The organism is Neoroseomonas marina (assembly GCF_012927745.1).
GTDB lineage: Bacteria > Pseudomonadota > Alphaproteobacteria > Acetobacterales > Acetobacteraceae > Neoroseomonas > Neoroseomonas marina.
Window position 1 is genome coordinate 256,452 of sequence record NZ_JABBKX010000003.1, and the last position, 25,791, is coordinate 282,242.

The 25,791-nt window shown below is 71.5% G+C and carries 24 protein-coding genes and 1 pseudogene; 15 read left to right on the forward strand and 10 right to left on the reverse strand.

Annotated elements, in window-relative coordinates:
* Positions 1-113: 113 nt before the first annotated feature.
* The 5 genes and pseudogenes from GWK16_RS25860 to GWK16_RS11325 all read right to left on the reverse strand — a co-directional run.
* Positions 114-845, reverse strand: a pseudogene (locus GWK16_RS25860) (tyrosine-type recombinase/integrase); the annotation flags it as partial.
* Positions 838-1,959 (reverse strand): terminase large subunit domain-containing protein, encoded by a 1,122-nt coding sequence (locus GWK16_RS11310; protein WP_170054067.1) that lies wholly within the window; start codon positions 1,957-1,959, stop codon positions 838-840. The pseudogene GWK16_RS25860 and the gene GWK16_RS11310, both read right to left, overlap by 8 nt.
* On the reverse strand, positions 1,959-2,516 hold the full coding sequence (locus GWK16_RS25865) for an HNH endonuclease (protein ID WP_408903916.1): 558 nt from the start codon (positions 2,514-2,516) through the stop codon (positions 1,959-1,961). Before GWK16_RS25865 ends, GWK16_RS11310 begins: the two co-directional genes overlap by 1 nt.
* 22 nt (positions 2,517-2,538) lie before the next feature.
* Positions 2,539-2,700 carry a hypothetical protein gene (locus GWK16_RS11320; protein WP_170054069.1) on the reverse strand — a complete coding sequence of 54 codons (162 nt, stop codon included), beginning with the start codon at positions 2,698-2,700 and terminating at the stop codon, positions 2,539-2,541.
* 95 nt (positions 2,701-2,795) lie between these two features.
* On the reverse strand, positions 2,796-3,083 hold the full coding sequence (locus tag GWK16_RS11325; protein WP_170054070.1) for a hypothetical protein: 288 nt from the start codon (positions 3,081-3,083) through the stop codon (positions 2,796-2,798).
* Between the two features lie 533 nt (positions 3,084-3,616).
* Between GWK16_RS11325 and GWK16_RS11330 the strand changes: the two genes are divergently transcribed.
* The 3 genes from GWK16_RS11330 to GWK16_RS11340 all read left to right on the forward strand — a co-directional run bounded on the left by GWK16_RS11330 (position 3,617) and on the right by GWK16_RS11340 (position 6,152).
* Positions 3,617-4,717, forward strand: a complete 1,101-nt coding sequence (locus tag GWK16_RS11330; protein ID WP_170054071.1) for a 2OG-Fe(II) oxygenase — start codon at positions 3,617-3,619, stop codon at positions 4,715-4,717.
* Positions 4,718-4,876: 159 nt separating this feature from the next.
* A complete protein-coding gene (locus GWK16_RS11335) occupies positions 4,877-5,107 on the forward strand; it encodes a hypothetical protein (RefSeq protein WP_170054072.1) in 231 nt (76 codons plus the stop codon).
* 46 nt (positions 5,108-5,153) lie between these two features.
* Positions 5,154-6,152 (forward strand): transglutaminase family protein, encoded by a 999-nt coding sequence (locus tag GWK16_RS11340; protein WP_170054073.1) that lies wholly within the window; start codon positions 5,154-5,156, stop codon positions 6,150-6,152.
* 6 nt (positions 6,153-6,158) lie between these two features.
* Here GWK16_RS11340 and GWK16_RS11345 read toward each other — a convergent pair whose 3' ends face one another.
* Positions 6,159-6,551 (reverse strand): hypothetical protein, encoded by a 393-nt coding sequence (locus GWK16_RS11345; protein WP_170054074.1) that lies wholly within the window; start codon positions 6,549-6,551, stop codon positions 6,159-6,161.
* Between the two features lie 174 nt (positions 6,552-6,725).
* Here GWK16_RS11345 and GWK16_RS11350 point away from each other — a divergent pair, with 174 nt between their 5' ends.
* The 8 genes from GWK16_RS11350 (at position 6,726) to GWK16_RS11385 (ending at position 14,204) form a co-directional block, all read left to right on the forward strand.
* On the forward strand, positions 6,726-7,640 hold the full coding sequence (locus tag GWK16_RS11350; protein WP_170054075.1) for an ABC transporter permease subunit: 915 nt from the start codon (positions 6,726-6,728) through the stop codon (positions 7,638-7,640).
* Positions 7,637-8,950 (forward strand): high-affinity branched-chain amino acid ABC transporter permease LivM, encoded by a 1,314-nt coding sequence (livM, locus tag GWK16_RS11355; RefSeq protein WP_170054076.1) that lies wholly within the window; start codon positions 7,637-7,639, stop codon positions 8,948-8,950. Before GWK16_RS11350 ends, livM begins: the two co-directional genes overlap by 4 nt.
* Entirely contained in the window at positions 8,950-9,744 is a 795-nt protein-coding gene (locus GWK16_RS11360; protein WP_170054077.1) for an ABC transporter ATP-binding protein, read from the forward strand. Before livM ends, GWK16_RS11360 begins: the two co-directional genes overlap by 1 nt.
* Positions 9,741-10,460, forward strand: coding sequence for an ABC transporter ATP-binding protein (locus GWK16_RS11365; RefSeq protein WP_248291314.1), 720 nt, complete (start codon positions 9,741-9,743; stop codon positions 10,458-10,460). Before GWK16_RS11360 ends, GWK16_RS11365 begins: the two co-directional genes overlap by 4 nt.
* A 27-nt stretch (positions 10,461-10,487) precedes the next feature.
* Positions 10,488-12,131, forward strand: a complete 1,644-nt coding sequence (locus tag GWK16_RS11370) for an NAD(P)/FAD-dependent oxidoreductase (RefSeq protein WP_170054078.1) — start codon at positions 10,488-10,490, stop codon at positions 12,129-12,131.
* Entirely contained in the window at positions 12,128-13,303 is a 1,176-nt protein-coding gene (locus GWK16_RS11375; protein WP_170054079.1) for an aminoacetone oxidase family FAD-binding enzyme, read from the forward strand. Before GWK16_RS11370 ends, GWK16_RS11375 begins: the two co-directional genes overlap by 4 nt.
* 32 nt (positions 13,304-13,335) lie before the next feature.
* A complete protein-coding gene (locus tag GWK16_RS11380) occupies positions 13,336-13,734 on the forward strand; it encodes a hypothetical protein (RefSeq protein WP_170054080.1) in 399 nt (132 codons plus the stop codon).
* Between the two features lie 62 nt (positions 13,735-13,796).
* On the forward strand, positions 13,797-14,204 hold the full coding sequence (locus GWK16_RS11385) for a hypothetical protein (RefSeq protein ID WP_170054081.1): 408 nt from the start codon (positions 13,797-13,799) through the stop codon (positions 14,202-14,204).
* A gap of 8 nt (positions 14,205-14,212) precedes the next feature.
* Here GWK16_RS11385 and GWK16_RS11390 read toward each other — a convergent pair whose 3' ends face one another.
* Both GWK16_RS11390 and GWK16_RS11395 read right to left on the reverse strand, forming a co-directional pair.
* On the reverse strand, positions 14,213-17,317 hold the full coding sequence (locus GWK16_RS11390; RefSeq protein ID WP_170054082.1) for a caspase family protein: 3,105 nt from the start codon (positions 17,315-17,317) through the stop codon (positions 14,213-14,215).
* 4 nt (positions 17,318-17,321) lie between these two features.
* Positions 17,322-18,323, reverse strand: coding sequence for an SH3 domain-containing protein (locus GWK16_RS11395; protein ID WP_170054083.1), 1,002 nt, complete (start codon positions 18,321-18,323; stop codon positions 17,322-17,324).
* 194 nt (positions 18,324-18,517) lie between these two features.
* Here GWK16_RS11395 and GWK16_RS11400 point away from each other — a divergent pair, with 194 nt between their 5' ends.
* Positions 18,518-19,639 carry a branched-chain amino acid ABC transporter substrate-binding protein gene (locus GWK16_RS11400; RefSeq protein WP_170054084.1) on the forward strand — a complete coding sequence of 374 codons (1,122 nt, stop codon included), beginning with the start codon at positions 18,518-18,520 and terminating at the stop codon, positions 19,637-19,639.
* A 247-nt stretch (positions 19,640-19,886) separates the two neighbouring features.
* Here the strand turns inward: GWK16_RS11400 and GWK16_RS11405 are convergent, their stop codons facing one another.
* Together GWK16_RS11405 and GWK16_RS11410 are read right to left on the reverse strand one after the other, a co-directional pair.
* Positions 19,887-21,119, reverse strand: coding sequence for an MFS transporter (locus GWK16_RS11405; RefSeq protein ID WP_170054085.1), 1,233 nt, complete (start codon positions 21,117-21,119; stop codon positions 19,887-19,889).
* Positions 21,120-21,187: 68 nt separating this feature from the next.
* The gene (locus tag GWK16_RS11410) at positions 21,188-21,862 is read right to left on the reverse strand and encodes a dienelactone hydrolase family protein (RefSeq protein ID WP_170054086.1); all 675 of its coding nucleotides are present in this window, start codon (positions 21,860-21,862) and stop codon (positions 21,188-21,190) included.
* A 248-nt stretch (positions 21,863-22,110) separates the two neighbouring features.
* Here GWK16_RS11410 and GWK16_RS11415 point away from each other — a divergent pair, with 248 nt between their 5' ends.
* The 3 genes from GWK16_RS11415 to GWK16_RS11425 are packed head-to-tail and all read left to right on the forward strand — an operon-like array spanning position 22,111 to position 25,758.
* A complete protein-coding gene (locus GWK16_RS11415) occupies positions 22,111-23,658 on the forward strand; it encodes a winged helix-turn-helix domain-containing protein (protein WP_170054087.1) in 1,548 nt (515 codons plus the stop codon).
* A gap of 25 nt (positions 23,659-23,683) precedes the next feature.
* Entirely contained in the window at positions 23,684-24,625 is a 942-nt protein-coding gene (locus GWK16_RS25010) for a phosphatase PAP2 family protein (protein WP_211187324.1), read from the forward strand.
* On the forward strand, positions 24,622-25,758 hold the full coding sequence (locus GWK16_RS11425) for a C1 family peptidase (protein ID WP_170054088.1): 1,137 nt from the start codon (positions 24,622-24,624) through the stop codon (positions 25,756-25,758). The genes GWK16_RS25010 and GWK16_RS11425 overlap by 4 nt, the downstream gene beginning before the upstream one ends.
* Positions 25,759-25,791: the final 33 nt, after the last annotated feature.

Consider the following 25,791-nt stretch of genomic DNA (forward strand, 5'->3'; position numbering starts at 1 on the left):
GTAGCTTGTGCGTTGTTTTCGTCCCACTCGGGCGTTGCCGCGCCCTGGTGGGACTTTTCTTGTGCGCTCACGAGCGCCATCGCGCTTTCCGCCATGGTCTTCTGCGTGGCCGCGCGGGTGTAGCGGTCCACCTCCTTCAGCGTGCGATGGCCGGTCACGGCCATGATCTGGTGCGCGGTCGCGCCGAGCTCGGCCAGCCGGCTCGCGGCGGCCTTACGGAGCCCGTGCGGCGAGCAATGCGGCAGGCCGGCGGCTCGGCACCAGGCGCGGAAGCGATTGCCGAACGAATCGACCGTGTAGGGCGTGCCGCGCTCCGTCGTGAGGAACGTCAGGCCGCCCGAAGGCGTCGCCGCGATGATGCGCGCGAGTTCCGGCACGATCGGTAGGGTGAGCTGCACCGGCTTCCGCTTGCGGCCTTTCTGCTGGGTGAAGGTCAGAACGTCGCCGCGGACGTGCTGCCGGCCGAGGCGCACAACGTCGCTGCGCCGCTGGCCGGTGTAGAGCAGCAGAGCCATTGCCAGACGGGGCTTCGTGCCGACCGGGTACTTCGCCTCGAACTGCTCCACCTCCTCCGTCGTCCACGCGTGGATCCCGTCCGGGTTCTGTGAGGCAAGGTAGGCGACGGAGGAGGCTGGATTGCTGCTGACCAGACGCAATTTCAAGCCGGCCTCGTATGCCGCGCGCAGCCCCTTCAGGAGCGAGTTGAAGGCCTCGGGCGTTTCGGCCATCGCATTGCGCCGGCGCTCGAGAAACGCGGCATCCATCCGGCTCGCGCGCTTCGTGCCGTGCTCCACGCGGAATCGGTCGAGGATGAGCCGGCGCACGCGCTGGGACCGCTCATCCATGCCCTTGAACTTGGCTGAGCCGTAGTAGGCGACGCAGAGGGCGTCGATGCTGCCCGGTAGCACGATCCCCTTCGGCTGCGGCCTCGGGGCCTTGGGCGTCCGCTCGGCGGCCAGCGCGGCACGGTACTCGGCCTCGAAGGCATCCGTGCCCGGCTCCTCCTTCATCCCAATCCGCCGGACCGATGAAACGCTCCTCCGCGGTGACCGGCTGGTTGAGGGAGTAGGCGCGGAATGCAGGCTCCCGGCTCGGTAGCCGCCGCGCCTGCATCGCCTGCACGCGGATGTCCGCGATCCGCACTTCGTCCGCGTCCGGGTTCGCCGCCCGCCAGGTGTCCTCGGCCCACGGGTCGGCCTCGAGCGGCGCGGAGTAGATCGCCGCCGTGAAGGTCGGATCCTCGATCGTCCCGTCGTCCACCTGCGCGGCGTAGCGGATCATCTCCTCGAGCGGATTGTCCGGATCGGGTGACCGCGTGCTGATCGCGAGCAAGAGGGGTTCGGCATGCGCCCCCTGCCCCGTCTGCAACGCGTCGAGGAGCTCGCGCCCCCGCCACTGCGCCACCTCGTCGCAGATCGCGACGGTGGGCGACAGGCCGTGCGCCTTGCGGTGATCCGCGGACAGCGCGGCGAAGGTCGAGCCCGTCACCACGTCCTCGACCGTCTTGTTGAAGTCGCGGAACACCAGGCGGTCAGCAATCGCCGGATCGGTCAGGGCGAAGGCGCGGAGCTCGGCATACAGGATGCCGGCCTGCCCTCGGTCCGCGGCGGCGCTCACCACCTGCCCGCGCGGCACCGCCTCGGGGCCGACCAGGTGGCAGAGCGCCAGCGCCGCGCAAAGCGTCGTCTTACCCGACTTCCTGCCCATGCTGATCAGCGCAGTGCGCACCGGCCGGCGCCCGCCCGGGCCCTCCGCGTAGATGCGCCGAAGGATGTCCTTCTGCCACGACTTCAGGCGCAGCTTCCGGCCCGCGTAGGCGCCGCTGGTGATGGTGAGGCCCTCGCACCAGCGGATCACCCTTTCCGCCCGCGTGGCGCCGCCTGCGCGCCGCCTGACAGGCTTTGCCGCGGGGATAGGGGCCGCTCGCGCCGGCTTCGCGCCGGGCCCGCGCCTGCCCATCAGCGGCGCCCCCGCCGGCCGGGCGGAGAACTAACTGGTTTCGGCTCCCCCCAAACGGTCGCTGCCCCCGGCCCTGAGAGATTTCCTGCGTTCCACCAGTGCGCGCGATCGCGCGGCGTGCCGTCGGCGCCGCAGCCCTTCAATCGAGGCTCGGCGGTACCGCGGCGCGCGTTGTGGCAGGCGAGGCACCTGCCCACCAGGTTGTCGAGGCTGTCTGTCCCGCCCTGCCGGCGCGGGATGACGTGGTCGGCCACGACGCTGCGGGCACCGCACCCGGACGTGGCGCAGATGGGGTGAGCGCGCAGGCATGCCGCGCGCAGGGCCTTCCATTCCGCGGTGCCGTAGAAGCGGGTCAATTGATCTTGCTCCCAACCGGGCGAGGCGCGTTCGCCTTCTTCCAGCACGCCTCGCACACCATGACCGTGCGCCGGCGTTCGGCCTTTCGGTGCGGGTCCTCGGCAAGCGGCCGATCCGTGCGCTTGCAGATCCAGCAGAACGTCCGGCGCCATGCGTCGAGCCAGGATCCGGCCCCGACCGAGACGCTGGTCCGGCTCCATTGGCCCGTCAGTTTGAAGAGGCTCATCCCTGCCCCCGCATGGCCTCGGCCAGGCGCTGCATCTCCCGGGCGATGCTGTGCTTCTCGACGTGGAAGGCCTCGGGGTCGCGGAAGGAGAAGAACAGGCCGGCGACGCGGGCGGCCAGTGCCTCCAATGGCTCCGTCACCCGCGCCGCGTCACCCATGTCACCCCTCCTGTAAGGAGGGGGGTGACGTGGGTGACGCAGACGGCAAGCGGCATCGATGGGTGACGCGGAAAGGTGACGTGGGTGACGCGCGCTCACAGCAGCCACACAAGCTGGTCGGTGAGGCCGATCTTCCCCTTGTCTTTCAAGGTGTTGAGCATCTTGTAGAGCGCATTGCGCTCGGCGCCCGTTAGCTTCGCGTCACCCGTCGCGTCACCAAACCTGCCCTTGGAGCGGAGACCGTCGCGGACCTGGTCCCGGGTCAGCGTCACCCACGGCTTCATGCCCTCGACCGGCACCCGCTCGACGGCCAAGCCAGGGGCCGCGAACAGGTCGTTGATGTCCCGCAGCCATCCCCGCTGCGTTTCGGTCAGGCTCCACATTGATGCGGACTGCCGGCTCACCGGCATTGCCGAGGGCATACTCCTGCATCGGCCCGAGTAGCCGCACCGCCCGCTCGAACATCTCCGGGACGATGAGATCCAGGTGGGGGTTGAGCTCGGCGTGACGGGGATACTTGCCCTGCACGAGCGTGCGCCACCGATGCTGGCGCTCGGCAAATCGCGCCTGCCTGGTCGCCGGTGCGGGCCGCATGGGGAACCGTCCGTCAGCCATGGCCGGCGCCCCCCGAACCGATGGTCGGTGGGACACTCGGATTCTGAGGCCGAGGGAATCCCTGGGCTTCCCCGATCGTCCCACCTGCACTATTGTGCTGAATCAGCGGGTTGGCTTCCGCCCGCCCCTGGGCACCATTCCCCTCTAAGCGACATCGCTGCACTGGCGCACGGGCCCGCATCGGAGCGGCCGTCATCCTCGCGTGACATCGGCCGCCTGGCTGGGTCGGTTCCATTCCGCATGCTAACCCCGCGGTGGAAGAAGGCGGCGCCATGTCCGCCAAATCGAGGATCCCTGCCCGATGTCCGATGCGCCAGGCGCGCCAACCCCGCCGCGCCGCCTCCTGCCCGGCGATCCGGCGCCGGTCTTCCACGCGGCGACGGACAGCAACCCGCGCTTCGCGTTCGACACGGTCGCCGGCCGATATGTCCTGATCGCCTTTCTCGGGTCGGCGCAACACCAGGCCTGCTCCGCCGCCTGGGACAGCCTGCGACGCGCCCAGTCCACCGGCCTGCTCGACGACGAACGCGCCTGCGCCTTCGCGGTGACCGTCTCGCGCGGCGATGCGCACCTCGCCGACACCATTCCGGGCCTGCGGGTCTTCCGCGACCATGATGCCGTCGTGAGCCGGCTCTATGGCGCAACGACCGAAGCCGCGCCGCAGACCTATCAGCCCTTCGCGCTGTTGCTCGATCCGATGTTGCGGGTCCTGGCCGTGACGCCGATTGGTGGCATCGACGGCCTCCTCGCGCGGCTCGGCACGCTGCCCGACCCCGGGATGCATGCAGGCGCCGAGATCCCGGCCCCGGTCCTGGTCCTGCCGCGCATTCTCGAAGCGGAGTTCTGTCGCCAGCTGATCGCCCTGTACGAGACGCATGGCGGCAGCGAGAGCGGCTTCATGCGCGAAGTCGGCGGCCTCACCGTCGGCGCGCTGGATCCCGCCCGGAAGCGTCGCAAGGACCACGAGATCGAGGACGAAGCGGTTCGCGCAGCCTTGCGCGTCCGCCTCGGCCGCCGCCTCGTGCCCGAGATCCGCAAGGCCTTTCAGTTCCACGCGACGCGGATCGAACGCTACATCGTCGCCCGCTACGACGCAGCGGATGGGGGGCACTTCCGCGCCCATCGCGACAACACGACCAAAGGCACCGCGCATCGCCGCTTCGCCGTCTCGATCAACCTCAACGACGATTTCGACGGGGGCGATCTCTGGTTCCCCGAATTCGGTGCGCGGCGATATCGACCGCCGGTCGGCGGGGCGGTGGTCTTTTCCTGCTCCCTCCTGCACGAGGCCACACGCGTCACGCGCGGTCTTCGCTACGCCACGTTGCCGTTCCTCTATGACGACGACGCCGCCCGCATCCGCCGCGAGAACGAGGCGTTCATCGCAACCGACGCGACGTGACGACGGCGTTGGGGCGTCGCGTTCCGCGACAGCCACCCGCGATTCCCATGCGTTCTTTTCCTGGTGACGAATCGCTCACGAAGGCGTCACCTGCTTGCCTTCGCGATAAGGTCGCCCAGATCGCGATAGACCCCGTTCCACGCCCACCACGGACGTCACGTGACCGAGATCGACTGGCCAGAGCGCGAGGCCGACATGGCCCTGATCCGCGAGGTGAACCTGCTGATGCAGGCCGTGGCCGCGGGTCCGGAAAGCGACGAGGCCGCCCTGGCCCTCGAGGCCGCCAAGCGGCTGATGGCCGAGTATGCCGCCGCGACGCGGCGCTTCAACGCTGCGGTGCGCGCCTTCCTCGCCGTCCGCACGACACAGGGCAGCCAGGCCCTGCATTGATCCAGGGTCGCGTCGCTATATCTGCGCGGCCCCGAGGAGATCGCCCATGGCCCGCATCCGCATCCGCCACCTGACGCGTTACGACTACCGCGCGCCGGTCGGGCTGACGCAGCATCGCCTGATGGTGCGCCCGCGCGACAGCCATGACCTGCGCCTGCACGAAGCGACGCTGGCCGTCTCCCCCACTCCGCGCGTCATCCGCTGGGCGCACGACGTCTTCGGCAATTCCGTCTGCCTGCTGGATTGGGAGCCGGAATCGCGGACCGATCATCTCGAGATCGTCTCCGAGCTCGACCTGACCCATTACCCCGCCGGTGCCGAGCTGCCGCGCGCGACGGTGGATCCGACGGTGGAGTTCTTCCCCTTCTCCTATGCCGCCGAAGAAGCGCCGGACCTGGCCCGGCTGCGCGAGCGTCACCTGCCGGACCCGCAGCGGCGCGTCGATGCCTGGGCGCGGCGCTTCATGGCCCAGGGCGGCGCGACGCGCACCCTGCCGATGCTCGAGGCGATGACGCGCGCCATCCGCGACGAGTTCACCTACGAGGCGCGCGACTCGGAGGGCACCAACAGTCCCGTCGCGACGCTGGAATCCGGCAGGGGCGCATGCCGCGACTTCACCCTGCTGATGATGGAGGCGGCGCGCAGCCTCGGCCTCGCGGCGCGGTTCGTCAGCGGCTACCTCTATGATTCGAAGGGGGTCGGCGTGGTCGGCGGCGGCGCGACCCATGCCTGGTGCGCGATCTACGTGCCGGGCGCGGGATGGGTCGAATACGACCCCACCAACGGTCTCGTGGCGGGCGAGAATCTCGTCCGCGTCGGTGCGACGCGCACGCCCGAACAGGCGGTGCCGGTCGGCGGCGGCTTCTTCGGCAAGGCCGAGGACTTCGCCCGGCTGCATGTCGACGTCTCGGTGATGGTCGGCGCGAACGACGAACCCCTGCCGCCCTTCGAGCCGCCGGCGCCCCTCCCCCCGCTCCCCGCGGCGGAAACAGCGGTCGCCGCGACCGTGGAGGACGCGCCGAAGGACGAGCCTGCCGGCGCCTGACGCCGTTCAGCGTAGCAGCGCCTGGTACCGGTCGCGATAGGCGAAGACGAGCATCGCCGTCAGCACCGCGAGCGCGACGGCAATCGGGGTCCCCCCCGGATTCAGGACGAGATGGAACAGCACGATCACCGTGATGATCGGCAGCAGCAGAAGCAGGCCGAGCGCCGGGGCCCGGTTGGTCAGCAGCAGCAGCGCCGCGATCAGGTCGATCGACTTCATCAGGGGCCACAGGAACCCGCTGTCCTTCAGCGCATCCTCGAAGCGCAGGCCGGCCGCGGAGGTCGGCGGGTGGACCAGCCGATGCCCGGTCAGGATCCAGGCGAAGCCGTCCACGGCGGCGAACAGGAACAACAGCCCGAGCAGGATGCGGGGCACGTCGACGGTCAGGCGGCGGAACATGGGCAACGACTCCCGGAGGAAGGGGCGCTCTCCTGCCCTCGGTCGTCCTCCGGCGCAAGGATGGGGCAGCCCGACATGTGACCCGGGTTCCACGGGCCGGAGAATCGCCCGGGCGATACCGCCGGCCCCGATATTGCTCTAGCCTGCCGGTGGGAGACAAAGTCGGGGGAGCACGTGGCCTACGCGCTGCAGCAGCTGATCAACGGCATCAGCCTCGGGATGATCTATGGCCTGATCGCCGTGGGTTACACCATGGTCTACGGCATCATCGGCATGATCAACTTCGCCCACGGCGACATCTTCATGATCGGGGCTTTCGTGGCCCTGATCTCGGTGGTGATGCTCGTCTCGGGCGGCATCATGGATGGGCCGGCCGCCATCCTGATCGTGCTCCTGGCCTCGATGGCGGTCACCGCGTTGTACGGCTGGACGGTGGAACGCGTCGCCTACCGGCCGCTGCGCGGATCTTTCCGCCTGGCGCCGCTGATCTCCGCCATCGGCATGTCGATCGTGCTGCAGAACTACGTGCAGGTGGCGCAAGGGGCGCGGGTGAAGCCGATCGAACCCCTGCTGCCCGGCGGCGTGACGGTGCTGCATATCGACAGCTTCGTCGTGCAGTTCTCCTACATGCAGATGCTGATCATCGCGGTGACGCTCGGCGTGCTCGCGGTCTTCACCTGGCTGGTGACGCGAACGCCACTCGGGCGCGCCATGCGGGCCTGTGAGCAGGACCGCAGGATGGCCTCGCTCCTCGGCATCGACACCGACCGCACCATCAGCCTGACCTTCGTGATCGGCGCCGCGCTCGCCGCGGTCGCGGGCACGATGTACCTGCTGCGCTATGGCGTGATCGACTTCTACATCGGCTTCCTCGCCGGCGTGAAAGCCTTCACCGCGGCCGTGCTGGGGGGCATCGGATCGTTGCCCGGCGCGGTGCTGGGCGGTCTGCTCATCGGGCTGATCGAGACCTTCTGGTCCGCCTACTTCTCGGTCCAGTACAAGGACGTCGCCGCCTTCTCGATCCTCGCCATCGTGCTGATCTTCATGCCGACCGGCCTGCTCGGCCGCGCCGAGGTCGAGAAGGTATGAGCGCCACCACGGAGGCCGGGGCGCGGCCCAGTGCCATGGCCGCGGCGCTGAAGGATGCAGCGATCACCGCCCTCGTCGCCCTCGGCCTCTTTGTCCCGATCGTCGGGCTGCGCACGGACGTCTCGCCGAGCGGAACGCTGATGCTGCGCCAGCGCTGGGGCGATGTCGCGATCCTCGTGGCCATCGCCTTCGCCGGCCGCCTCGCCCTGCTCGCCTGGAGGGCCTTCCGCGGGGACGCGAAGCCGGCCTCCGCGGCGCATGCCGAGACCATGCGCAAGGCCGGGCGGACCGTCGCACCGATCCTGCTCGGCCTCGCCATCGTGCTGCCCTTCATCCCCGGCACCGGGCGCTATGAGCTCGACCTCGGCATCCTCGTGCTGACCTACGTGATGCTCGGCTGGGGGCTGAACATCGTGGTCGGGCTCGCGGGGCTGCTCGACCTCGGCTACGTCGCCTTCTATGCGGTCGGGGCCTATTCCTACGCCCTGCTGGCGACGACCTTCGGCCTGTCCTTCTGGGTCTGCCTGCCGCTCGCGGGCATCCTCGCGGCCTTCTGGGGCATCCTGCTGGGCTTTCCGGTGCTGCGGCTGCGCGGCGACTACCTCGCCATCGTGACGCTCGCCTTCGGCGAGATCATCCGCGTCGTTCTGATCAACTGGGCGAGCCTGACCGGCGGACCGAACGGCATCACCGGCATCCCCCGCCCCTCCTTCTTCGGCCTGACCTTCTCGGCCGGCGGGGGGCCGGGCTCCTTCGCCGATTTCTTCGGCATCGAGCCATCGCCGACGCATCGCGTCGTCTTCCTCTACTACCTGATCCTCGCCCTCGCCCTGCTGACGAACTGGATCAGCATCCGGCTGCGCCGCCAGCCCCTGGGGCGTGCCTGGGAAGCGCTGCGGGAGGATGAGATCGCCTGCCGCGCGCTCGGCATCAACGTGACCACGACGAAGCTGACCGCCTTCGCGCTGGGCGCGATGTTCGCCGGCTTCGCGGGATCCTTCTTCGCCACGCGGCAGGGCTTCATCAGCCCGGAATCCTTCACCTTCATCGAAAGCGCGATCATCCTCGCCATCGTCGTGCTGGGCGGCATGGGCAGCCAGATCGGCATCGCGCTCGCCGCCCTGGTGATGATCGGCGGCTTCGAGGTGTTCCGCGACCTCGACGAATGGCGGATGCTGGTCTTCGGCGGTGCCATGGTGCTGATCATGGTGGTCCGCCCGCGCGGCCTGGTCGGCCACCGCACGCCGACGGTCGCGCTGCGTGAACGACGCAGCATCGGGGCCGAGCACGTCGCCGAGGGGCACGGCTGATGCCCGCCCCGATCCTCGAGGCCGAGAACCTGTCCATGCGGTTCGGCGGCCTGACCGCCGTCGACACAGTCTCCTTCACCGCCATGCGGGGCGACATCACCGCCATCATCGGCCCGAACGGCGCCGGCAAGACGACGATGTTCAACTGCATCACCGGCTTCTACCGCCCCACGGAAGGCACGCTGCGCCTGCACCGGGACGGGGCGCCGGTGGAACTGCAGCGCCTGGCGGGCTTTCGGATCGCGCGCGCCGGCGTCGCCCGCACCTTCCAGAACATCCGGCTGTTTCCCGGCATGACGGCGCTCGAGAACCTCCTCGTCGCCCAGCACAACACGCTGATGGCCGCGAGCGGCTTCGGCATCGGCGGGCTGCTCGGCGCGCCGGGCTATCGCCGGGCCGAGAAGGCGGCGATCGCCAAGGCGGTCGAATGGCTCGGGAAGACCGGCCTGATGGACCGCGCCGACGACCCCGCCGCCGCCCTGCCCTACGGTCAGCAACGCCGGCTCGAGATCGCGCGGGCCATGTGCACCGACCCGGTGCTGCTCTGCCTCGACGAGCCCGCCGCGGGCCTCAACCCGAAGGAATCCGAGGAACTCGCCGTGCTGCTGCGCGCCATCCGCGACGGCGGCTGTTCCCTGCTGCTGATCGAGCACGACATGGGCGTGGTGATGGGCATCTCCGACCGCGTGGTGGTGCTGGACCACGGCCAGAAGATCGCCGACGGCACCCCGGCCGAGGTGCGCGCCGATCCCAAGGTCATCGCCGCCTATCTCGGGGAGGGCGACGAGGCATGAGCGCGCCCATGCTCGCCATCGAAGGCGTCTGGACCCGCTACGGCGCCGTCGAGGCCCTGCGCGACGTCTCCATCGAGGTCGGCCAACGGGAGATCGTGACGCTGGTCGGTGCCAACGGCGCCGGCAAGTCGACCCTGCTGATGACGATCTGCGGCGCCCCGCAGGCGCAGAAGGGCCGTGTCCTGTTCGAGGGCCGCGACATCACCCGGATGCCGACGCACGAGATCATGCGCCTCGGTCTTGCCCAGGTGCCGGAAGGACGGCGCGTCTTCCCGCGCATGTCGGTGATGGAGAACCTGCTGATGGGCGCGCAGGTGGCCGGGCACGACCCGAAGCCGCTGCTCGACCAGGTCTTCGCGCTGTTCCCCCGGCTCGAGGAACGGCAGGCCCAGCGCGGGGGCACCCTGTCGGGCGGCGAGCAGCAGATGCTCGCCATCGGCCGGGCGATGATGTCGAAGCCCCGGTTGCTGCTGCTGGACGAACCTTCCCTCGGCCTCGCGCCGCTGATCGTGCGGCAGATCTTCGCGGCGATCCGCGACCTGAACGAGAAGGAGGGCCTCACCGTCCTGCTGGTCGAGCAGAACGCGAACCAGGCGCTGCGCCTCGCCCACCGGGGCTATGTCCTGGTGAACGGGCGGATCACCCTGCGCGGATCGGGCCAGGAACTGCTGGCCATGCCCGAGGTCCGGGACGCCTATCTCGGCGGGGGCCACTGACCGGCGGGGCCGTGCTATAGGCGCCCCATGCTGCGACTGACGGAACTGAAACTGCCCCTCGACCATCCCGAAGGGGCGATCGAGGCGGCGGTGCGCGCGCGCCTGGCCCTGGGCGCCGACGAACTGCGCGCGGTCCAGGTCGCCCGCCGCGCCTGGGACGCGCGGAAGAAGTCGGACATCCACCTGGTCTATTCGGTCGACATCGAGGTCGCCGACGAGGCCGCCCTGCTGCGCCGCGTCGCGCGGGACAAGGCGCTGGCGCGGACCCTCGGCCCGACACCGGACACGAGTTACCGCCACGTCGCCCATGCCCCGGCGAGCGGGTGGAGGCGCCCGGTCGTCATCGGCTCCGGCCCCTGTGGCCTGTTCGCCGGGCTGATCCTGGCCGAGATGGGCTTCCGGCCGATCATCCTCGACCGCGGCAAGGTGGTGCGCGAACGCACCAAGGACACCTGGGCGCTGTGGCGCAAATCGGTCCTGACGCCGGAAAGCAACGTCCAGTTCGGCGAAGGCGGCGCCGGCACCTTCTCCGACGGCAAGCTCTATTCTGGGATCAAGGCGCCGGAATCCGTCTCCCGCAAGGTGCTGACGGAATTCGTCGCGGCCGGGGCGCCGGAGGAAATCCTGTATGTGGCGAAGCCCCATATCGGCACCTTCCGCCTGGTGACGATGGTCGAGAGCATGCGGGAGAAGATCACCGCCCTCGGCGGCGAATACCGCTTCCAGACCAAGGTGACCGACTTCATCATCGAGACCGAGCGCGACGGGCAGCGCCGCATGCGCGGCGTCGTCACCGAGGCCGGCGAGACGATCGAGACCGACCACGTCGTGCTCGCCATCGGCCATTCCTCCCGCGACACCTTCCAGACCCTGTTCGACCGCGGCGTCTTCGTCGAGGCGAAGCCCTTTTCCATCGGTGTGCGCATCGAGCACCCGCAGTCGATCATCGACCGCGCGCGCTTCGGGGATTTCGCCGGCAACAGGATCCTCGGCGCGGCGGACTACAAGCTGGTGCACCATTGCGGGAATGGGCGGTCGGTCTATTCCTTCTGCATGTGCCCCGGCGGTACGGTCGTCGCCGCGACCTCCGAACCCGGCCGCGTCGTGACCAACGGGATGAGCCAGTATTCGCGCGCCGAGCGGAACGCCAATTCCGGCATCGTCGTCGGCATCACGCCGGAGCACGACTATCCGGGCCATCCCCTCGCGGGCATCGCCTTCCAGCGGCATTGGGAGGAACGCGCCTTCGTCGCCGGCGGCGGCGACTACCGCGCGCCCGCGCAACTGGTCGGCGACTTCCTCGCCGGGCGGCCTTCGACGGCGCTGGGTTCGGTCGTCCCATCCTACAAGCCGGGCGTGACGCCGACGGACCTGTCGCTCTGCCTGCCCGACTTCGTCGTCGCCGCGATCCGCGAGGCGCTGCCCGCCTTCGGCCGCCAGATCCGCGGCTACGACATGAACGACGCGGTGATGACGGGGGTGGAGACGCGCACCTCCTCCCCCATCCGCATCCGCCGGGGTGCCGATTGCCAGTCCATCAACACCCACGGCCTGTTCCCCGCCGGCGAGGGCGCGGGCTATGCCGGCGGCATCTTCTCGGCCGGCGTGGACGGCATCCGCGTCGCCGAGGCGGTGGGCCGCGCCATGGCGGGGCTGGCGGCCGCGGCGTGACCCACTTCGATGTCGTCGTCCTCGGCGCCGGCGCGGCGGGACTGTTCGCCGCCATGCGCGCGGGCCAGCGCGGCCGGCGCGTGCTGCTGCTCGACCACGCGGACGAACCGGGCAAGAAGATCCTGATCAGCGGCGGCGGGCGCTGCAACTTCACCAATCTCGGCTGCGTGCCGGAACGCTTCCTCTCGGCCAATCGGCACTTCGCGCGCTCGGCGCTCGCCCGCTACACGCAGCACGACTTCATCGCGCTGGTGGGCAAGCACCGCATCGCCTTCCACGAGAAGACCCTCGGGCAATTGTTCTGCGACGGATCGGCCCGCCAGATCGTGCAGATGCTGCTGGATGAATGCCGGGCCGCTGGCGTCGACCTGCGGGTCGGCCATCGCATCACCGATGTCACGCGCAGCGACCGCTTCGCCGTCGCGACCGACCGCGGCGCCTTCACCTCGGACAGCCTGGTGCTGGCGACGGGCGGCCTGTCGATCCCGAAGATGGGCGCGACCGGCTTCGCGCATGACGTGGCGCGCCGCTTCGCCCTGCCCATCGTCGCGCCGCGCCCGGGCCTGGTGCCGCTGACCTTCGCGAGCGCCGACCTCGAGCTGATGCGCCCGCTCGCGGGCGTCGCGCTGCCGGTCGTCGCGCGCTGCGGCAAGGCCGCCTTCCCGGAAGCGATGCTGTTCACGCATCGCGGCCTGTCCGGCCCGGCGATCCTGCAGGCCTCCTCCTATTGGATCGAGGGCACGTCGATCACCATCGACGCCCTGCCCGGCCGCGACGCGGCGGCCGAGTTGCTCGCCGCCAAGCGCGCGCGGCCGAAGGCGGAGGCGCGCACCATCCTGTCGGACCTGCTGCCGCAGCGCCTCGCACAGGCGCTCGCCGCGCTGCACCTGCCGCCGCGCGTGATGGGAGAGATGGGCGACGCGCCGCTCAAGGCGTTCGGCGCGCTGCTGAACGCCTGGCGCCTGACGCCCGCCGGAACCGAGGGCTATGCCAAGGCCGAGGTCACGCTCGGCGGCGTCGATACCGCCGCGCTCTCCTCCAAGACCATGGAAGCGAAGGACATCCCTGGTCTTTTCGTGATCGGGGAGGCGGTGGACGTCACCGGCTGGCTCGGCGGGTACAATTTCCAGTGGGCGTGGTCGAGCGGCTGGGCCGCGGGCGAGGCTGCCTAGAATCCGCCGCCCTGCTTCCCCATCCTCCTGGGATGCGAGCCCGGATCCTCATCCTTCTCCTCGCCCTCGCGGGCTGCGCCACCCAGGCGGGGTTCGACCAGCGCATGCAGGCGCTGGTGGGCCTGCCGGTCGGCGATCTGGTGCAGTCCGTCGGCGTGCCGGACAGCGACTACACCACGCCGGATGGGCGGCGCTTCCTGCAATACGAACGGCTCGGCACCTCGGCGCCCACGGCCGTGCCGGCCTTCGGCATCGGCTTCGGCGGCTTCGGCTGGCGCGGCGGCTACGGCGGGGGCCTCGGGCTCGGCACCGGCTACACCGCCTACGCCCCGCCGCCACCCTGCCGCGTCACCTTCGAGATCCGCGCCGACCGCGTCATCGCCTTCACCCGCGCCGGCAATGGGTGCATTGCGCAGCCACCCGGCGATTGAGCGCGCGGCCCTCCACCCGGTAACATTCCGGTGCCGGCATCCAGGACCGGAGGGGAAGGATCATGGCCAGGCGGATCTTCGGCATGGCGTTGCTGCTTGCGCTCGGCGCAGCGGGCTGCGCGACGCAAGCCGGCTTCGATGCCCGCATGCAGGCGCTGGTCGGCCAGCCGACCTCGGTGCTGGCCGAACGGCTCGGGCCACCCACCGCCGATTTCGTGGCCGATGGCCGTCGCTACCTGCTCTGGACCGATCTCGGCACCCCGGCGCCGGCGACGATCGGGCCCGGTGCGGGCTTCGGCCTCGGCGGTGCTCCGCTGAGCGGCCAGGGCATCGCCTCGGGCCCGTTGATGCCGAACCGGACCGGCAGCCGGCCGATGTCGTCCTGCGCGGTGCGGTTCGAGATCATGGACGACCGCGCCGTCGGCTTCCTGACCGAAGGCGCGGGCTGCGACGCGGTCCCGCCGCGCTGACCCTGGCGTCAGCGCTGGACCACGCCGATCGGGAAGGACCGCAATTCGCGCTGGGCCGCGCGGAACACCGCATTCTGCTGGTGGCCCTTCTCGCGCGCCAATTGCGGCACGCGCCGCGTCACCCATTCGCCGAGGGCGAGCGCCGTCACGCGCCCGTCAGCATCGACCGCCGCGCGTCCCCGCAACCCTTCCATCAGGGCGTAGGCGAAGACGCCGTTGCGGTCGTCGTAGGAATCGAGCGCTTCCTGCACGCTCGACGACGCCGCGAGTAGGAACCGCCCCGTGTCGTTGCCGATCGCCGCCAGCTGGTCGATGTCGATCTGCCCCGCATAGCAGGTGTCGATCAGGATGAAGGCATCGCGCGACCGGATGCGCGCGAGCGCCGCCACCAGCGTCGTGTCGTCGATCGTCTGCGGCCTCAGCGCCCCCATGGAGGAGGTGTCGTGCACGTCCGACGGCAGGAAAAGGAAGCGGTTGCCCGGCTGCGAGACGATGCCGTGCCCGGCGAGATAGAGGATGAAGGTATCCTCCGGCCGCACATCCCGTGCCGCCGCCGCCAGCGCGTCGAGCACCCCCCGCCGCGTCGCGCGTGAATCGGGCACCACGCGCAGATCGACATCGGTGAACAAGCCATTGCCGCTCGTCCGCAGCGTCTCGGCGACCGACCGCGCGTCGGGTGAGGCGAAGCGCAGGTTCAGATCCGCCTGCGCGTACTGGTTCACGCCGATCGCGAGAACGATCAGGCGGCCTGCGCCCGGCGGCGCCTCGGGTTCGCCGGGGCGGCGCAGCGTCAGGACCGGTCCTTCGGCGAACAACTCCCCATCGGCGGCATAGAGCCGCGTGGCGATGCGGTTGTTGCCGGGATCGAGCAGCACCTCGACGCCGGTCTCGCCCGCGGCGGGCTCGGCGCGCGCCGCGATGCGGTCGTTCACCAGCACGTCGAAGGGCCCGAAGCCCATGCCTCGGTCCGTCGCGGTGAAGCTCATCCGCAGCGACCGCGCGCCCTCGGGCAGCACACGCGCATCCCAGGCGAGTGGCTGGCAGTCATCCCCCACCACGGCGCAGAGCGTCCCGGGGGTGAAGGTCGGCAGCCGGCCGATGCGGCTGCGCACCTCGCCAAGCTGCGCCAGGCGTTCCTGCGCGGGCGCGAAGTCGCCGGCGATGCGTCCGCGCACCGCGCGCGGCGCATACAGCGCGCGATAGGCCTGCTGGAAGGACGCCCATTCCGGCGTCTGGTTCCTCCCGCCATTGAGGTGCACGCCCACCAGTTCCTGCCCGCCATTGGCGGCGTGGTCGAACAGGCCCTCGGGCGTCCAGAGCACCCAGCGCAGCGTCTCCGCCTGCACGAACAACGCGGCGATCTCCCGCAGCGCCCCGGCCTCGAAGCGGTACCAGCGGATGGTGCCGTCGCCGAGGGCGGCGACACCCATGTCGCCCGCCACCGTCACGCCCCAGACCGCGCCGGGCGTGGAGATGGAATCGACCAGACGCCCCTGCGCATCGAACAGCCGCAGGTGGTTGTCGGTGCCGAGCAGAAACCCGTCGTCCCGCACCAGGATCGCCAGGCTGCGGGCGAACTCGCCCTCCCCCAGCCGCAGCGGCGTGTTGCCCAGGCGCGGACGGTTCGAATTGCGCCAGTCCAGCACGCGCAGGCGCGGCGTCTCGACGCGCGCCGCGGCGAAGCCCGCCTCGCCCTGCCAGGCCGACAGCGTTCCCGTCAGCGGGTCGAAGACCAGCGGCTGACCACCCGCGCGCAGGGTGAACAACACCTGGGTTCCGTCCGCCGACAGCGCCAGTGTCACGCCCGTATTGCGGTAATCGCCACCCGGCGGCCGCGGCGCGATCGCCACGGACCCGTCCGGCGCGAGCAAGCCCCAGCCGGGGTCGGCCGCCGCATAGGCGAGCCCCCCCTGCGGCAGCGGCAGCAGGTGGGAGATGGCGTCGCGCGACGCCGGAATATCGGTGTAGGGGCCCAGGCCGAAATCGGCCCAGCGCCGGATCACGAACTCGCGCCGCACGTCCGGGGCCGCGGCGGCCGGCGCCGGCGGCGGCGGCGGCGGTGTGGCGCCCGGCGGCGGCGGTTGCTGTTCGCGGACCGCAAGGCCGCGCGAGCCCTGCGACGAGGATCCCGCCGAGGGCCGTCCGCCCCCGGCCGGCGCCGCGGGCGGGGGGTCGGCCTGCCGCACCGCGGGCGCCTGCGCCGCGCCGGGGGCGCGGTTCAGCCGCGCATAGCCGGCGGCGTGGAACTGAACGCCACCCTTGCCGTCATGCGCCCAACCGACCGCGGGCAGCCCCTCCCCGGCCAGCCCCGAAACATCCGGCGCGAAGACGCTGCGGAGGTCGGAGGCGGCGAGGACCTCCACGCGCAGCCGGTCCTCGAAGCCCACGGCGAGGAGCGATCCATCCGGCGAGAACGCGATGCCATAGGGCCGCGCGCCCTGCACCGGCACGCGCTGCGCAATGCGCTGCCCCTGCGCGTCGTAGAGGCGGACGCCGCCATCGGCCGAACTCGCCGCGAGCCGTCCGGCCGCATCGAAGGCCACCATGCGGGTCGGGCCCGTGAAGGCCGTGTCCTCGAACAGCAACCGGCCGTTGCGGGCGTCCCACACCTTGAGGCCCGCGCGCCCGCCGAGCGCTGCGGCCAGCCGCGTTCCGTCCGCCGAGAAGGCAAGGTGCTGGATCGGGGCGGCCAGTCCCGGCAGCCGCGCCGCGAGCCGACCCGTGCGGGCGTCGAAGATGTAGAGCGCGAAGCCCGGATCCCAGGACCGCGCCGTGAAGCCCGCCGCCGCGACGCGCGCCCCGTCGGGCGTCATCGCCACGGCATAGAGTTCGCCCTCGGCGTCCGGCCCCATGGGCGGCCGGATGACGAGGCGCTGTGAGCCTTCGGGCAGGTTCCACAGGCGCAGCGTCTTGTCGTCCGACACCGTCGCGAGCACCGACCCCTGTGCATCGGTCGCGAGGCGCGCGATGGGCGCGATGTGCGCCTCCGCCTCGACGCGCAGGAAGGGTTGCTGCGGCGGGTCCTGCTGCGCCTGCTGCGCCGGCGCGGCGCCGGCGGAGACGAGAAGGGCCGCCGCGAGCCAGAAGCGCGCGAGCAGGCGGCGGCCGATCATCGGTTCAGCCGGCCAGCTCGAAGCCCTGGCCCTGCGCCAGGCGATCGGCGTTCTGCACGCTCTCCGAGAAGTTGTCGCGCCGCGCGATGTTCGAGGCAGCGAGCTGGCGGAACTCGCCATCCTGCCCGCGCCCGGCCGACGGCTCGGTGCCGAGGCCGCGCACGCCGACGGCGCTCGCCGGCACGTAGCCGCGCAGGCCCGAGGAGGTCTCGACCATCGCGAAATTGCCCTGCGCGGGCGTGACCGTGACGCGGTCGCGCGCGCTCAGCTGCCCGATCTCGGCGGCGCCGGCATCGGGGCGGATGCGGATCGGCGCCGAGACGCGCGCGGTCGTCGGCGTCGCGGTGCGGCGCGCGGTCGCGGCCTGCTTGGTGCCCGGCGCGATGGTCTCGATGGCGGTGTCGAACTCGCTGCCGCGGGTCCCGATCTTCTGGTTGATCTGCTGCGCGAGCGCCACGTCGCGCTGCATCAGCTGCCGCTGGTAGGACATCAGCGCCATGCCCTGGTCGCGGGTCATACGGCCGGCGCGCACGTCGCGGCGGATCTGGTTCGCCGCGTTCATGCGGCAGTTCACCAGCTGGTCGAAGGCGACCTGGGTACGGTCGAGCTGCGCGTTCTCGTTGCGCAGGTCGCCGCCGACCGCCATCAGCAGCTGCTGCTGGTCCTGGGCCTGGCGCTGCCGCGCCTGGATGTAGCCGGCGGTGCCGCCGATCACGCCGCCGGCGAGCGCGCCGATCGCCGCACCGGCCAGGATGTCGCTGCCGCGCCGGCCTGTCGCCGCGGCGATCAGGCCGCCCGCGAGCGCGCCGGTGCCGGCGCCGATCGCCGCGCCGCGCAGGATGTCCTCGCCGTAGAAGTCGCCGGTGCTGTCGAGCTGCACGACGTAGGTGCGGCACACGTCGCGGCCGTCATCGGTGCCGATGCGGCTCGCCTGGGTGGAAACGCAGCCGGCCAGCATGGCGGCGGCGGTGACGGCGGCGATGGGGCGGCGAAAGGCGGAGCGCATCCAGACAACTCCCAGTGTGACAGGCGCACGTTACGCTACCAGCCTACAGCCCCCGGTGCCAGAGAGGGGGCGGGGTGGCCCGTGCGCAAGGTCACGCTGGGCAAGGCGCCCGCGCCTCCCTTACGCTCTGCCGCCGGGGCCGCGCCCGCGCCATCCCGGCGCCCCGGGCGGCCAGGAACGACAGGGGTTCACGAATGCAGACGACACGCAGGCTCGTGCTCGGCGCCGGTCTTGGCGCGCTCACCATCGGCCGGGAGGCATTCGCCCAGGGCGCCTCGGGCCCCATCCGCATCGCGACCGCCGGCCCGATGACCGGCCAATACGCCGCCTTCGGAACACAGATGCGCGAGGGCGCGACCCAGGCGGTCACGGACATCAACGCAGCGGGCGGCGTGCTCGGCCGCCAGCTCGCGCTCGAGATCGGCGACGACGCCTGCGACCCGCGCCAGGCCGTCTCCGTCGCGAACCAGCTCGCGGCACGCCGCGTGCAGTTCGTTGCCGGGCATTTCTGCTCCGGCTCCTCGATCCCGGCGCGCGACGTCTACGCCGAGGAAGGCGTGCTGCAGATGTCGCCGGCCTCGACCAACCCGCGCTTCACCGACGAAGGCAAGTGGAACACCTTCCGCACCTGCGGCCGCGACGACCAGCAGGGACTCGTGGCGGGCCGCTACATCGTGCAGAACTTCCGCGGCAAGAAGGTCGCGATCCTTCACGACAACTCCGCCTACGGCAAAGGCCTCGCGGACGAGACCAAGAAGGCGATGAACGCCGGCGGCATGCAGGAGACGATGTACGCCGCCTACACGCCGGGCGAGCGTGACTACAACGCCCTGGTCAGCCGCATGAAGGCGGCGGGCATCGAGGTCATCTACCTCGGCGGCTACCACACCGAGGGCGGCCTCATCATCCGCCAGGCCAAGGAGCAGGGGATGAACGTCACCCTGATCGGCGGCGATTCGCTCGTGACGAACGAGTTCTGGCAGATCGCGGGCAATGCCGGCGAAGGCACGCTGATGACCTTCTCCTCCGACCCGCGGCGCCGCCCCACGGCGGCCGAGGTCGTGGCTCGCTTCCGTGCCCGCAACGTCGATCCCGAGGGCTACGTCCTCTACACCTACGCCGCCATCCAGATCTTCGCCGAGGCGGCGAAGAAGGCGAACACCACGGATCCGCGCCGGCTCGCGCAGGTGATCAAGGCCGACGGTCCCTGGCAGACCGTGCTCGGGCCGATCTCCTTCGACGCCAAGGGCGACGTCACGGTGCCGGACTACGTCTTCTACGTCTGGCGCAACGGCACCTACGCCGAACTGTCGTAGTCGCGGCGCGTCGCGCAGGGGCCTCGGCGGGCGACCGCCGGGGCCCTTCGCGTATCCGGGCGTGACCCCCGCGCCGCAGCCTTCGGTCGCCGGCGCCGACTCGATGCGAAGTGATTGCATCGGATGGCTGCCGCGGCGCAGCATGCTGGTGTCGTCAACGAACGAAAGGAGGTGATCCGGTGTCTCATCGCTCAACTCGGTCAGCCGCGGCCGCGGCCCGGATCACCGCAGCCGCCTAGGCTGCGGGTCACCAGGGTTCCGCGGGCCGGGCTCCGGCCACGCGATGGGAAGGCCCCGGCGGGCAACCGCCAGGGCCTTCTGCGTTTTCGGCCTCGGGGACGGACGGGCGCCCGGCCCGCGCCACCAGCAGCGTCCCGAGGCCACCCAGGATCGCCGCTGCCAGCACGGGCGCCGCATGTCCGGCGACCCCCGCCGCAGCCGCCAGCGCCGGCGGCGCCAGGAGCAGCGCGACGCCGCGGCTCGTGTAGAGCAGGCCCAGCACCCGCCCCGCGGCGCGCACGCCGAAACTGTCCGCGCCGAAGGCCGGCAGGAGGGCGACGAAACCACCCTGCAGCGCGCCGAAGATGAGCGCGAAGGCCTGCAGCGTGGCGGCACCTTCGGCCGCGGCCCAGAGCCCGAGGCTGCCGGCCATCCCCGCGCAGCAACCCAGGAAGGTGCGGCGGCGCCCGATGCTGTCCGACACCGCCGCGATCACGAACCGTCCGGCGATGCTGCCCAGGCCGATCAACCCGAGGAGACCCAAGGCCTCGTCCCTCGGCAATCCGAGGTCGCGCGCCGTGCCGGCCAGCATGGCCTGCGGCAGCGTCGCCGGCATCGAGATCAACAGCGTGCCCACCCAGGTCGCCGCGAAGGCGCGGCGACGCCACGTGAACGGGGATTCGTCGGCGGCTCGCGCCGCCCTCCCCCGGCGCGGCCCGCGGCGGCCTGCCGGTTCCAGCAGCATCGCCCCCACGGCGCCCACGAGCAGGGCCGCGATGCCGAAGATCGCGAAGGTCGCCCGCCAGTCGACCACGGCGAGGAAAGCCTGCGCGGCCGGAGGGACGAGGGCGGTGCCCACGCCTATGCCGCTCGCCGCGATGCCGGAGGCGAGGCCGCGATGGGCCGAGAAGCAGCGTTGGACAGCGGCCATGGCCGGCACGTAGGCGAAGCCGGTGCCGATGCCGATCAGCAGGCCATAGCCGGCGTAGATTTCCGCCAGGCTGCCCGCAGCAGCAGCCACCAGCAGGCCGAGCCCCACCAGGGCGGTGCCTGCCGTGGCCGGTAGCCGCGGACCCACCCTGTCGGCCAGCGGCCCGCTGACCGCGCTGACGAAGAAGCAGGACGCGCCGGACAGCGCGTAGATGAAGGACACCCCGACCAGGTCGGTCCCGAAGTCGGCGGCGATCTGCTCGGCGAAGGCTGCGTAGGAATAGATCGCCCCGAAGCCGGCCATGACCAGCAGGAAGGCGCCTGCGACCACCCGCCATCCCGGATGGCGGCGCAGGCGTGGGCTCCGGCGGGGCGGACGGCCGGCCTGGTCGGCCATCGTCACTGTGCCGGCGCCTCGAGCCGGCGGGCGAGCCAGTCCGCGACCGCCTCGGCCACGGCGAGGGTCGCCACCGGATCGGGCCGGCCGCGGCGCCGCGAACGGCTCGCCGGATCCGGCAGCAGCACCCCGCCGGGCGCGGCGACCACCGGGAGATCCCAGCCATGGGTGACCCCGGTCAGGGGCAGGCGCTCCAGCCCGGCCGTGCCGTCCAGCGCGGCGCAGTCGCCGGCATCGGGGCTCGCGAGACCATGCACCAGCAGGGCGGGCGCCACCCGCGGCACGATGATGAGGCCGCGGCAGCCAGGATCGAGCGCCACCACCGGCGCCTCCCCCGCCGCGAGCACCACCCGTGCCCCCGCGCCGAAGCCGATCAGCGCGACACGGCGCCCGGCGAGCGAGGGCCCGTCACCCGCCGCCCAGTGCCGGGCGAGGTCCTCGGCCGCCATGGACGGGGCGGGATCGGCCGAGGTGCGCGGCCCCTCCTCCCGCTCCTCGAGGTCCAACACGATGCTGGCGATGCCGCGGGCCGAAAGGGCATCGACATACGCCTCGGCCCGCCCCTCCTCGCCCGTGGCGTCGGGCAGCAGGATCGCGACGGGGGGACCGGAATGCTCCGCGGCGGTGGCGATGCCGGACGCGAGAAGGCAGATCAGCGGGAAGATGGCGCTGCGCATGGCTGGGCTCCTGTCGCCCCCCATCGGGGCGTCGGCACCCTCGGGCAGCCAGGCGCCCGCAATCCCGAAAGAACTCCGAAACGATGCCGAAACCGGAGGGCGGCAGCCGGGCGTTGTGATCGCCATCACGACATTCGTGATCGGGCTGCGCTTTCCATTATGATTGCGGAGCGCGCCGCCCGGCCGGGAAGCCGGGTCCAACGCCGACGGCAGCGCCACGCATGGGGCATGCAGCAAAGGGGACGGCCATGGCCGCCTCGACAGGAGACCGACGGATCGGCGGCAGCACGCTCGACATCGAGCGCGGCATCCTGCGGCGCGCGGACGGCGCGGCGACGACCCTGCGTCCGAAGACGCTGGCGCTGCTGATCCTGCTGCACGATCGCGCCGGGCACCTCCTCGGCCGAACCGAGATCCTGGACACCGTCTGGCCCGAGGTGACCGTCACCGACGACAGCATCACGCAATGCATCGTCGAGATCCGTCGGGCGCTCGGCGACGACGGCGTCTTTCTCAAGACCGTGCCGCGCCGCGGCTATCTGCTCGACCTGCCGATCCCCGGCCCGGCGGCGGCGCCCGCCACCGCGCACTTTGCCTCGCCCTCGGTGCCGACCGTCGCCGTCATGCCCTTCCAGTTGTCGATGCACGATCCGGAGCTGTCGATCTTCGCCCGTGGCGTGCAGGAAGGCGTGGTCGGCGCCCTGGCCACGCTGCGGGAACCCGTGGTGATCTCGGCGAGCTCGACCCATTTCCCCGGCGCCGACTGCATGGATCCGCGCGCGATCGGCGAGCGGCTCGGCGTCGCCTATGTCGTCGCCGGCACCCTGCGGCGTGCCGGCGCGAGCCTGCGCCTGACGACCGAGTTGTCGGATGCGCGCACCGCCGCGGTGATCTGGCAGCGGCCCTACGACGTCTCGAACGCCGACACCTTCGAGACCCAGGACCGCATCGCCGCCATCATCGCCAACACCCTCGCACCCCGCGTGCAGGAGGCGGAACTCGTGCAGGCCCGGCGGCAGCGGCCGGTCGACCTCGGCGCCTATCGGCTGCTGGTGCAGGCGCGCCAGCTGATCTTCCGGATGGAACGGACCGCCTTCGAGGAAGCCGGCCGATTGCTGCACCGGGCCATCGCGCTCGACCCAGACTTTCCGCCGACCCACGCGACGCTCGCCGACTGGCACAGCCTGCGGATCAACCAGGGGTGGTCCGACGATCGGGATGCCGATGCGCGCGGGCTCGAGACCGCCATCGACGCCGCACTCGATCGCGATGCGTCGCACCCCCGGGCGCTCGCGATGCGCGGGCACAACCACACGATCCTGGGGCGTCGCTACGCGGATGCGATCAAGCTCTTCGAACGCGCGCTCGACGCCGCCCCCAACGATGCGGAAACCTGGCTCTGGACCAGCCCGACCTTCGCCTGGATGGGCGACGGCCCGGAAGCCGTGCGGCGTGCCGAGCGTGCGCTCTCACTCTCGCCGAGCGATCCCCTCGCCTTCCGCTTCGAGCATTTCCTCTCGATCGGCCACTATGCGAGCGGCAACCACGCCGCTGCCGCCGATTGGGGCCTCCAGTCCTGGCGGTCGAACCCGAACTACACGTCGAACCTGCGCGTGACGGCGGCCGCCTTGGCCGCCTTGGGCCGCGAGGCGGAGGCGCGGCCGCTGATCGAACGGCACCGCCGGCTCGAACCGCATTTCCGCGTGCGTCCGATGATCGACCGTCAGGCCTTCCGCGACGACGGCGAACGGCACCTCTACGGCGCGCGACTCATGGCGGCGGGCCTGCCCGCCTGACGGGTGATCGCGAAGGGAGACCAAGGTGACGATCCTGTTCTTCGGCAATGGTGGCGGCAACGGCGGCGGCAACGGTGGTGGCAACGGCGGCGGAAACGGGGGCGGCAACGGTGGAGGCAACGGGGGCGGCGCCGTTCCCTTCCTGATGCCCCTGGCGGGCCCGCTGGAGGTCCCCGGGACCGTGCCGCCGCTCGACAAGGGCGGCGGGCTGCGGGTGCTGCTCTGCGGATCGCCCGTCGCCGGCCAGTCGAACCGCACCGGGTTTCCGCGCACCGCCTGGTCGCCGGGGCTGCGCGCGCAGACCCTGCTCGCCGCCTTCGCACGAACCGATTGGGGCACGATCGGCGTCGATCCGCCGGTCGATACCGCTCCCTCTCTGGCCGGGGAGATCCGCGAGCTCCTCGAGAAGGCGGCCGCGCTGCGCGAGGCGCGGCTGCCCGAGATCCTCGCCCAGGCCGACGCGTTCGATACCTACTTCCTGCAGATGCTCGGCGCCGGCGGCGGGGCACGGCCGGCGGTGACCACGCTGGTCTCGGCCTGCATCGCGATCGGGCAGATGGTGGGCATGACCTACAAGTGGCAGTTCCAGCGCGCGCGCCCGGCGCAGGTGTATCCCGCGCTGCTGCCGGTCATCCCGACGCCGCCGCATGCGTCCTATCCCAGCAACCACTCGCTGCAGGCGCACCTGGTCGCCGCCGCCCTCGCCGAGATCTTCCCCGCCGGTTCCCTGGTGCGGGGCGCGATCGAGCCGGCACTCCAGGCGCTCGCGGACCGGATCGCCGAGAACCGCGAAGTCGCCGGCGTGCATTTCCGCACCGACAGCGAATGCGGCGAATACATCGCCGAGGCGATCAAGGGACGGCTCTTCGCCCTGCAGCCGTTCCAGGACCTGCTGCAGGAAGCGCGCAGCGAGATCGGCCTGCTCGAGGCCGGGCAGGCACCGAAGAGCACGAGCCCGGCGCCGTGACCTGGCCGTTCCTGCAGACCGCTGCGGCCGAACTCGGGCTGCAGCCCGAACAGGTCGCCTTCCTCCGCGACGCGGCCATCCGGTCGTATGACGCGCTGCACAGCGTGCTTGCGGCGAGCCCGTCGCTCGATCGGCTGAGTCCCGCGCTCGAACGGCGGAAGCTGCTTGCGCTCCTCGAACCGATGCTGAGCGACGCCTATCGCGCGGCGCTGGCGCAACCGCAGCCGCGCATCGCCATCCCATCCGGCGCGCGATCGGCGCGCGACGGTGCCGTCGCAGGGCCGCCCGCCGACTGGCCGTCCCACAACCGGCCGGTCAAGCTGGGCGACGAGCCCGCGGATCTTCTGGCAGGCGGCGTGCGGGGCCTGTGGGGGCTGCGCGACCAGGCCGCAGCGCCGACCTGCGTCGGCTTCGCCGCCGCGGGCGCGATGGAACTCGCGCGGCGCACGCAGGGCCAGGCGCCGCCTGATTTCTCCGCGATCTTTCTCTACAATCGCATCCTCGCGCGGGGCAGCCAGGCCGCCGATGCCGCGAACGGCGCGACCAAGCTGACCGAAGCCCGCCAGGTCCTCGCGGATCTCGGCATCTGCCGGCGCGCCGATTGGCCCGACGATCGGCCGCGGGACGACCAGCCGAGCGACGCCGCCCTCCACGCCGCCCAGAAGGAACGCACGGACGCCGTCGTGTCCTATGACCTCGGTGACCCGGACGTGGTGCCGCGGCCGCCAGGCGTGGCCCGGACGGTCCTCGACCTGCTGCGGTCGAACCCGCCACGCCCGGTCGCCATCGCCCTGCCGGAGTTCCGCGATCAGGATGCGCCGGCGAACGGGCCCTCGAACTGGTGGCAGGATGATCCGGTGGTCAGCGGCATCCTGTCCGATCCGACACCCAACATGGTCAGGCTCGATTCCGGACACGCCGTCTGCGTCGTGGGATTCCAGACGGATGCGACGGAGCCGCTCGGCGGCTGGTTCATCTTCCGCAACAGCATGGGCAGCCGCTGGGCGACCGGCGCACCCGACTTCAGCCGCCGCCCCGTCGTGCCGGGCCGTGGCTTCGGCGCGATCTCGGCAACCCATGTCGACCGGCATGTGTGGGAGATCTTCAGCCCTGCCGCCCGCCCCGGTCCCTGACCCCCTCGACCGCTGGCGCGCCGCCGAGGCCGC

What these genes read in the sequence shown, in the direction of transcription:
- GWK16_RS11310 (WP_170054067.1), bottom strand. Translation starts at nt 1,959, where the DNA reads ATGGGCAGGCGCGGGCCCGGCGCGAAGCCGGCGCGAGCGGCCCCTATC.
- GWK16_RS25865 (WP_408903916.1), bottom strand. Translation starts at nt 2,516, where the DNA reads ATGGAGCCGGACCAGCGTCTCGGTCGGGGCCGGATCCTGGCTCGACGC.
- GWK16_RS11320 (WP_170054069.1), bottom strand. Translation starts at nt 2,700, where the DNA reads ATGGGTGACGCGGCGCGGGTGACGGAGCCATTGGAGGCACTGGCCGCC.
- GWK16_RS11325 (WP_170054070.1), bottom strand. Translation starts at nt 3,083, where the DNA reads ATGTGGAGCCTGACCGAAACGCAGCGGGGATGGCTGCGGGACATCAAC.
- GWK16_RS11330 (WP_170054071.1), top strand. Translation starts at nt 3,617, where the DNA reads ATGTCCGATGCGCCAGGCGCGCCAACCCCGCCGCGCCGCCTCCTGCCC.
- GWK16_RS11340 (WP_170054073.1), top strand. Translation starts at nt 5,154, where the DNA reads ATGGCCCGCATCCGCATCCGCCACCTGACGCGTTACGACTACCGCGCG.
- GWK16_RS11345 (WP_170054074.1), bottom strand. Translation starts at nt 6,551, where the DNA reads ATGTTCCGCCGCCTGACCGTCGACGTGCCCCGCATCCTGCTCGGGCTG.
- livM (WP_170054076.1), top strand. Translation starts at nt 7,637, where the DNA reads ATGAGCGCCACCACGGAGGCCGGGGCGCGGCCCAGTGCCATGGCCGCG.
- GWK16_RS11360 (WP_170054077.1), top strand. Translation starts at nt 8,950, where the DNA reads ATGCCCGCCCCGATCCTCGAGGCCGAGAACCTGTCCATGCGGTTCGGC.
- GWK16_RS11365 (WP_248291314.1), top strand. Translation starts at nt 9,741, where the DNA reads ATGAGCGCGCCCATGCTCGCCATCGAAGGCGTCTGGACCCGCTACGGC.
- GWK16_RS11370 (WP_170054078.1), top strand. Translation starts at nt 10,488, where the DNA reads ATGCTGCGACTGACGGAACTGAAACTGCCCCTCGACCATCCCGAAGGG.
- GWK16_RS11380 (WP_170054080.1), top strand. Translation starts at nt 13,336, where the DNA reads ATGCGAGCCCGGATCCTCATCCTTCTCCTCGCCCTCGCGGGCTGCGCC.
- GWK16_RS11385 (WP_170054081.1), top strand. Translation starts at nt 13,797, where the DNA reads ATGGCCAGGCGGATCTTCGGCATGGCGTTGCTGCTTGCGCTCGGCGCA.
- GWK16_RS11390 (WP_170054082.1), bottom strand. Translation starts at nt 17,317, where the DNA reads ATGATCGGCCGCCGCCTGCTCGCGCGCTTCTGGCTCGCGGCGGCCCTT.
- GWK16_RS11395 (WP_170054083.1), bottom strand. Translation starts at nt 18,323, where the DNA reads ATGCGCTCCGCCTTTCGCCGCCCCATCGCCGCCGTCACCGCCGCCGCC.
- GWK16_RS11400 (WP_170054084.1), top strand. Translation starts at nt 18,518, where the DNA reads ATGCAGACGACACGCAGGCTCGTGCTCGGCGCCGGTCTTGGCGCGCTC.
- GWK16_RS11410 (WP_170054086.1), bottom strand. Translation starts at nt 21,862, where the DNA reads ATGCGCAGCGCCATCTTCCCGCTGATCTGCCTTCTCGCGTCCGGCATC.
- GWK16_RS11415 (WP_170054087.1), top strand. Translation starts at nt 22,111, where the DNA reads ATGGCCGCCTCGACAGGAGACCGACGGATCGGCGGCAGCACGCTCGAC.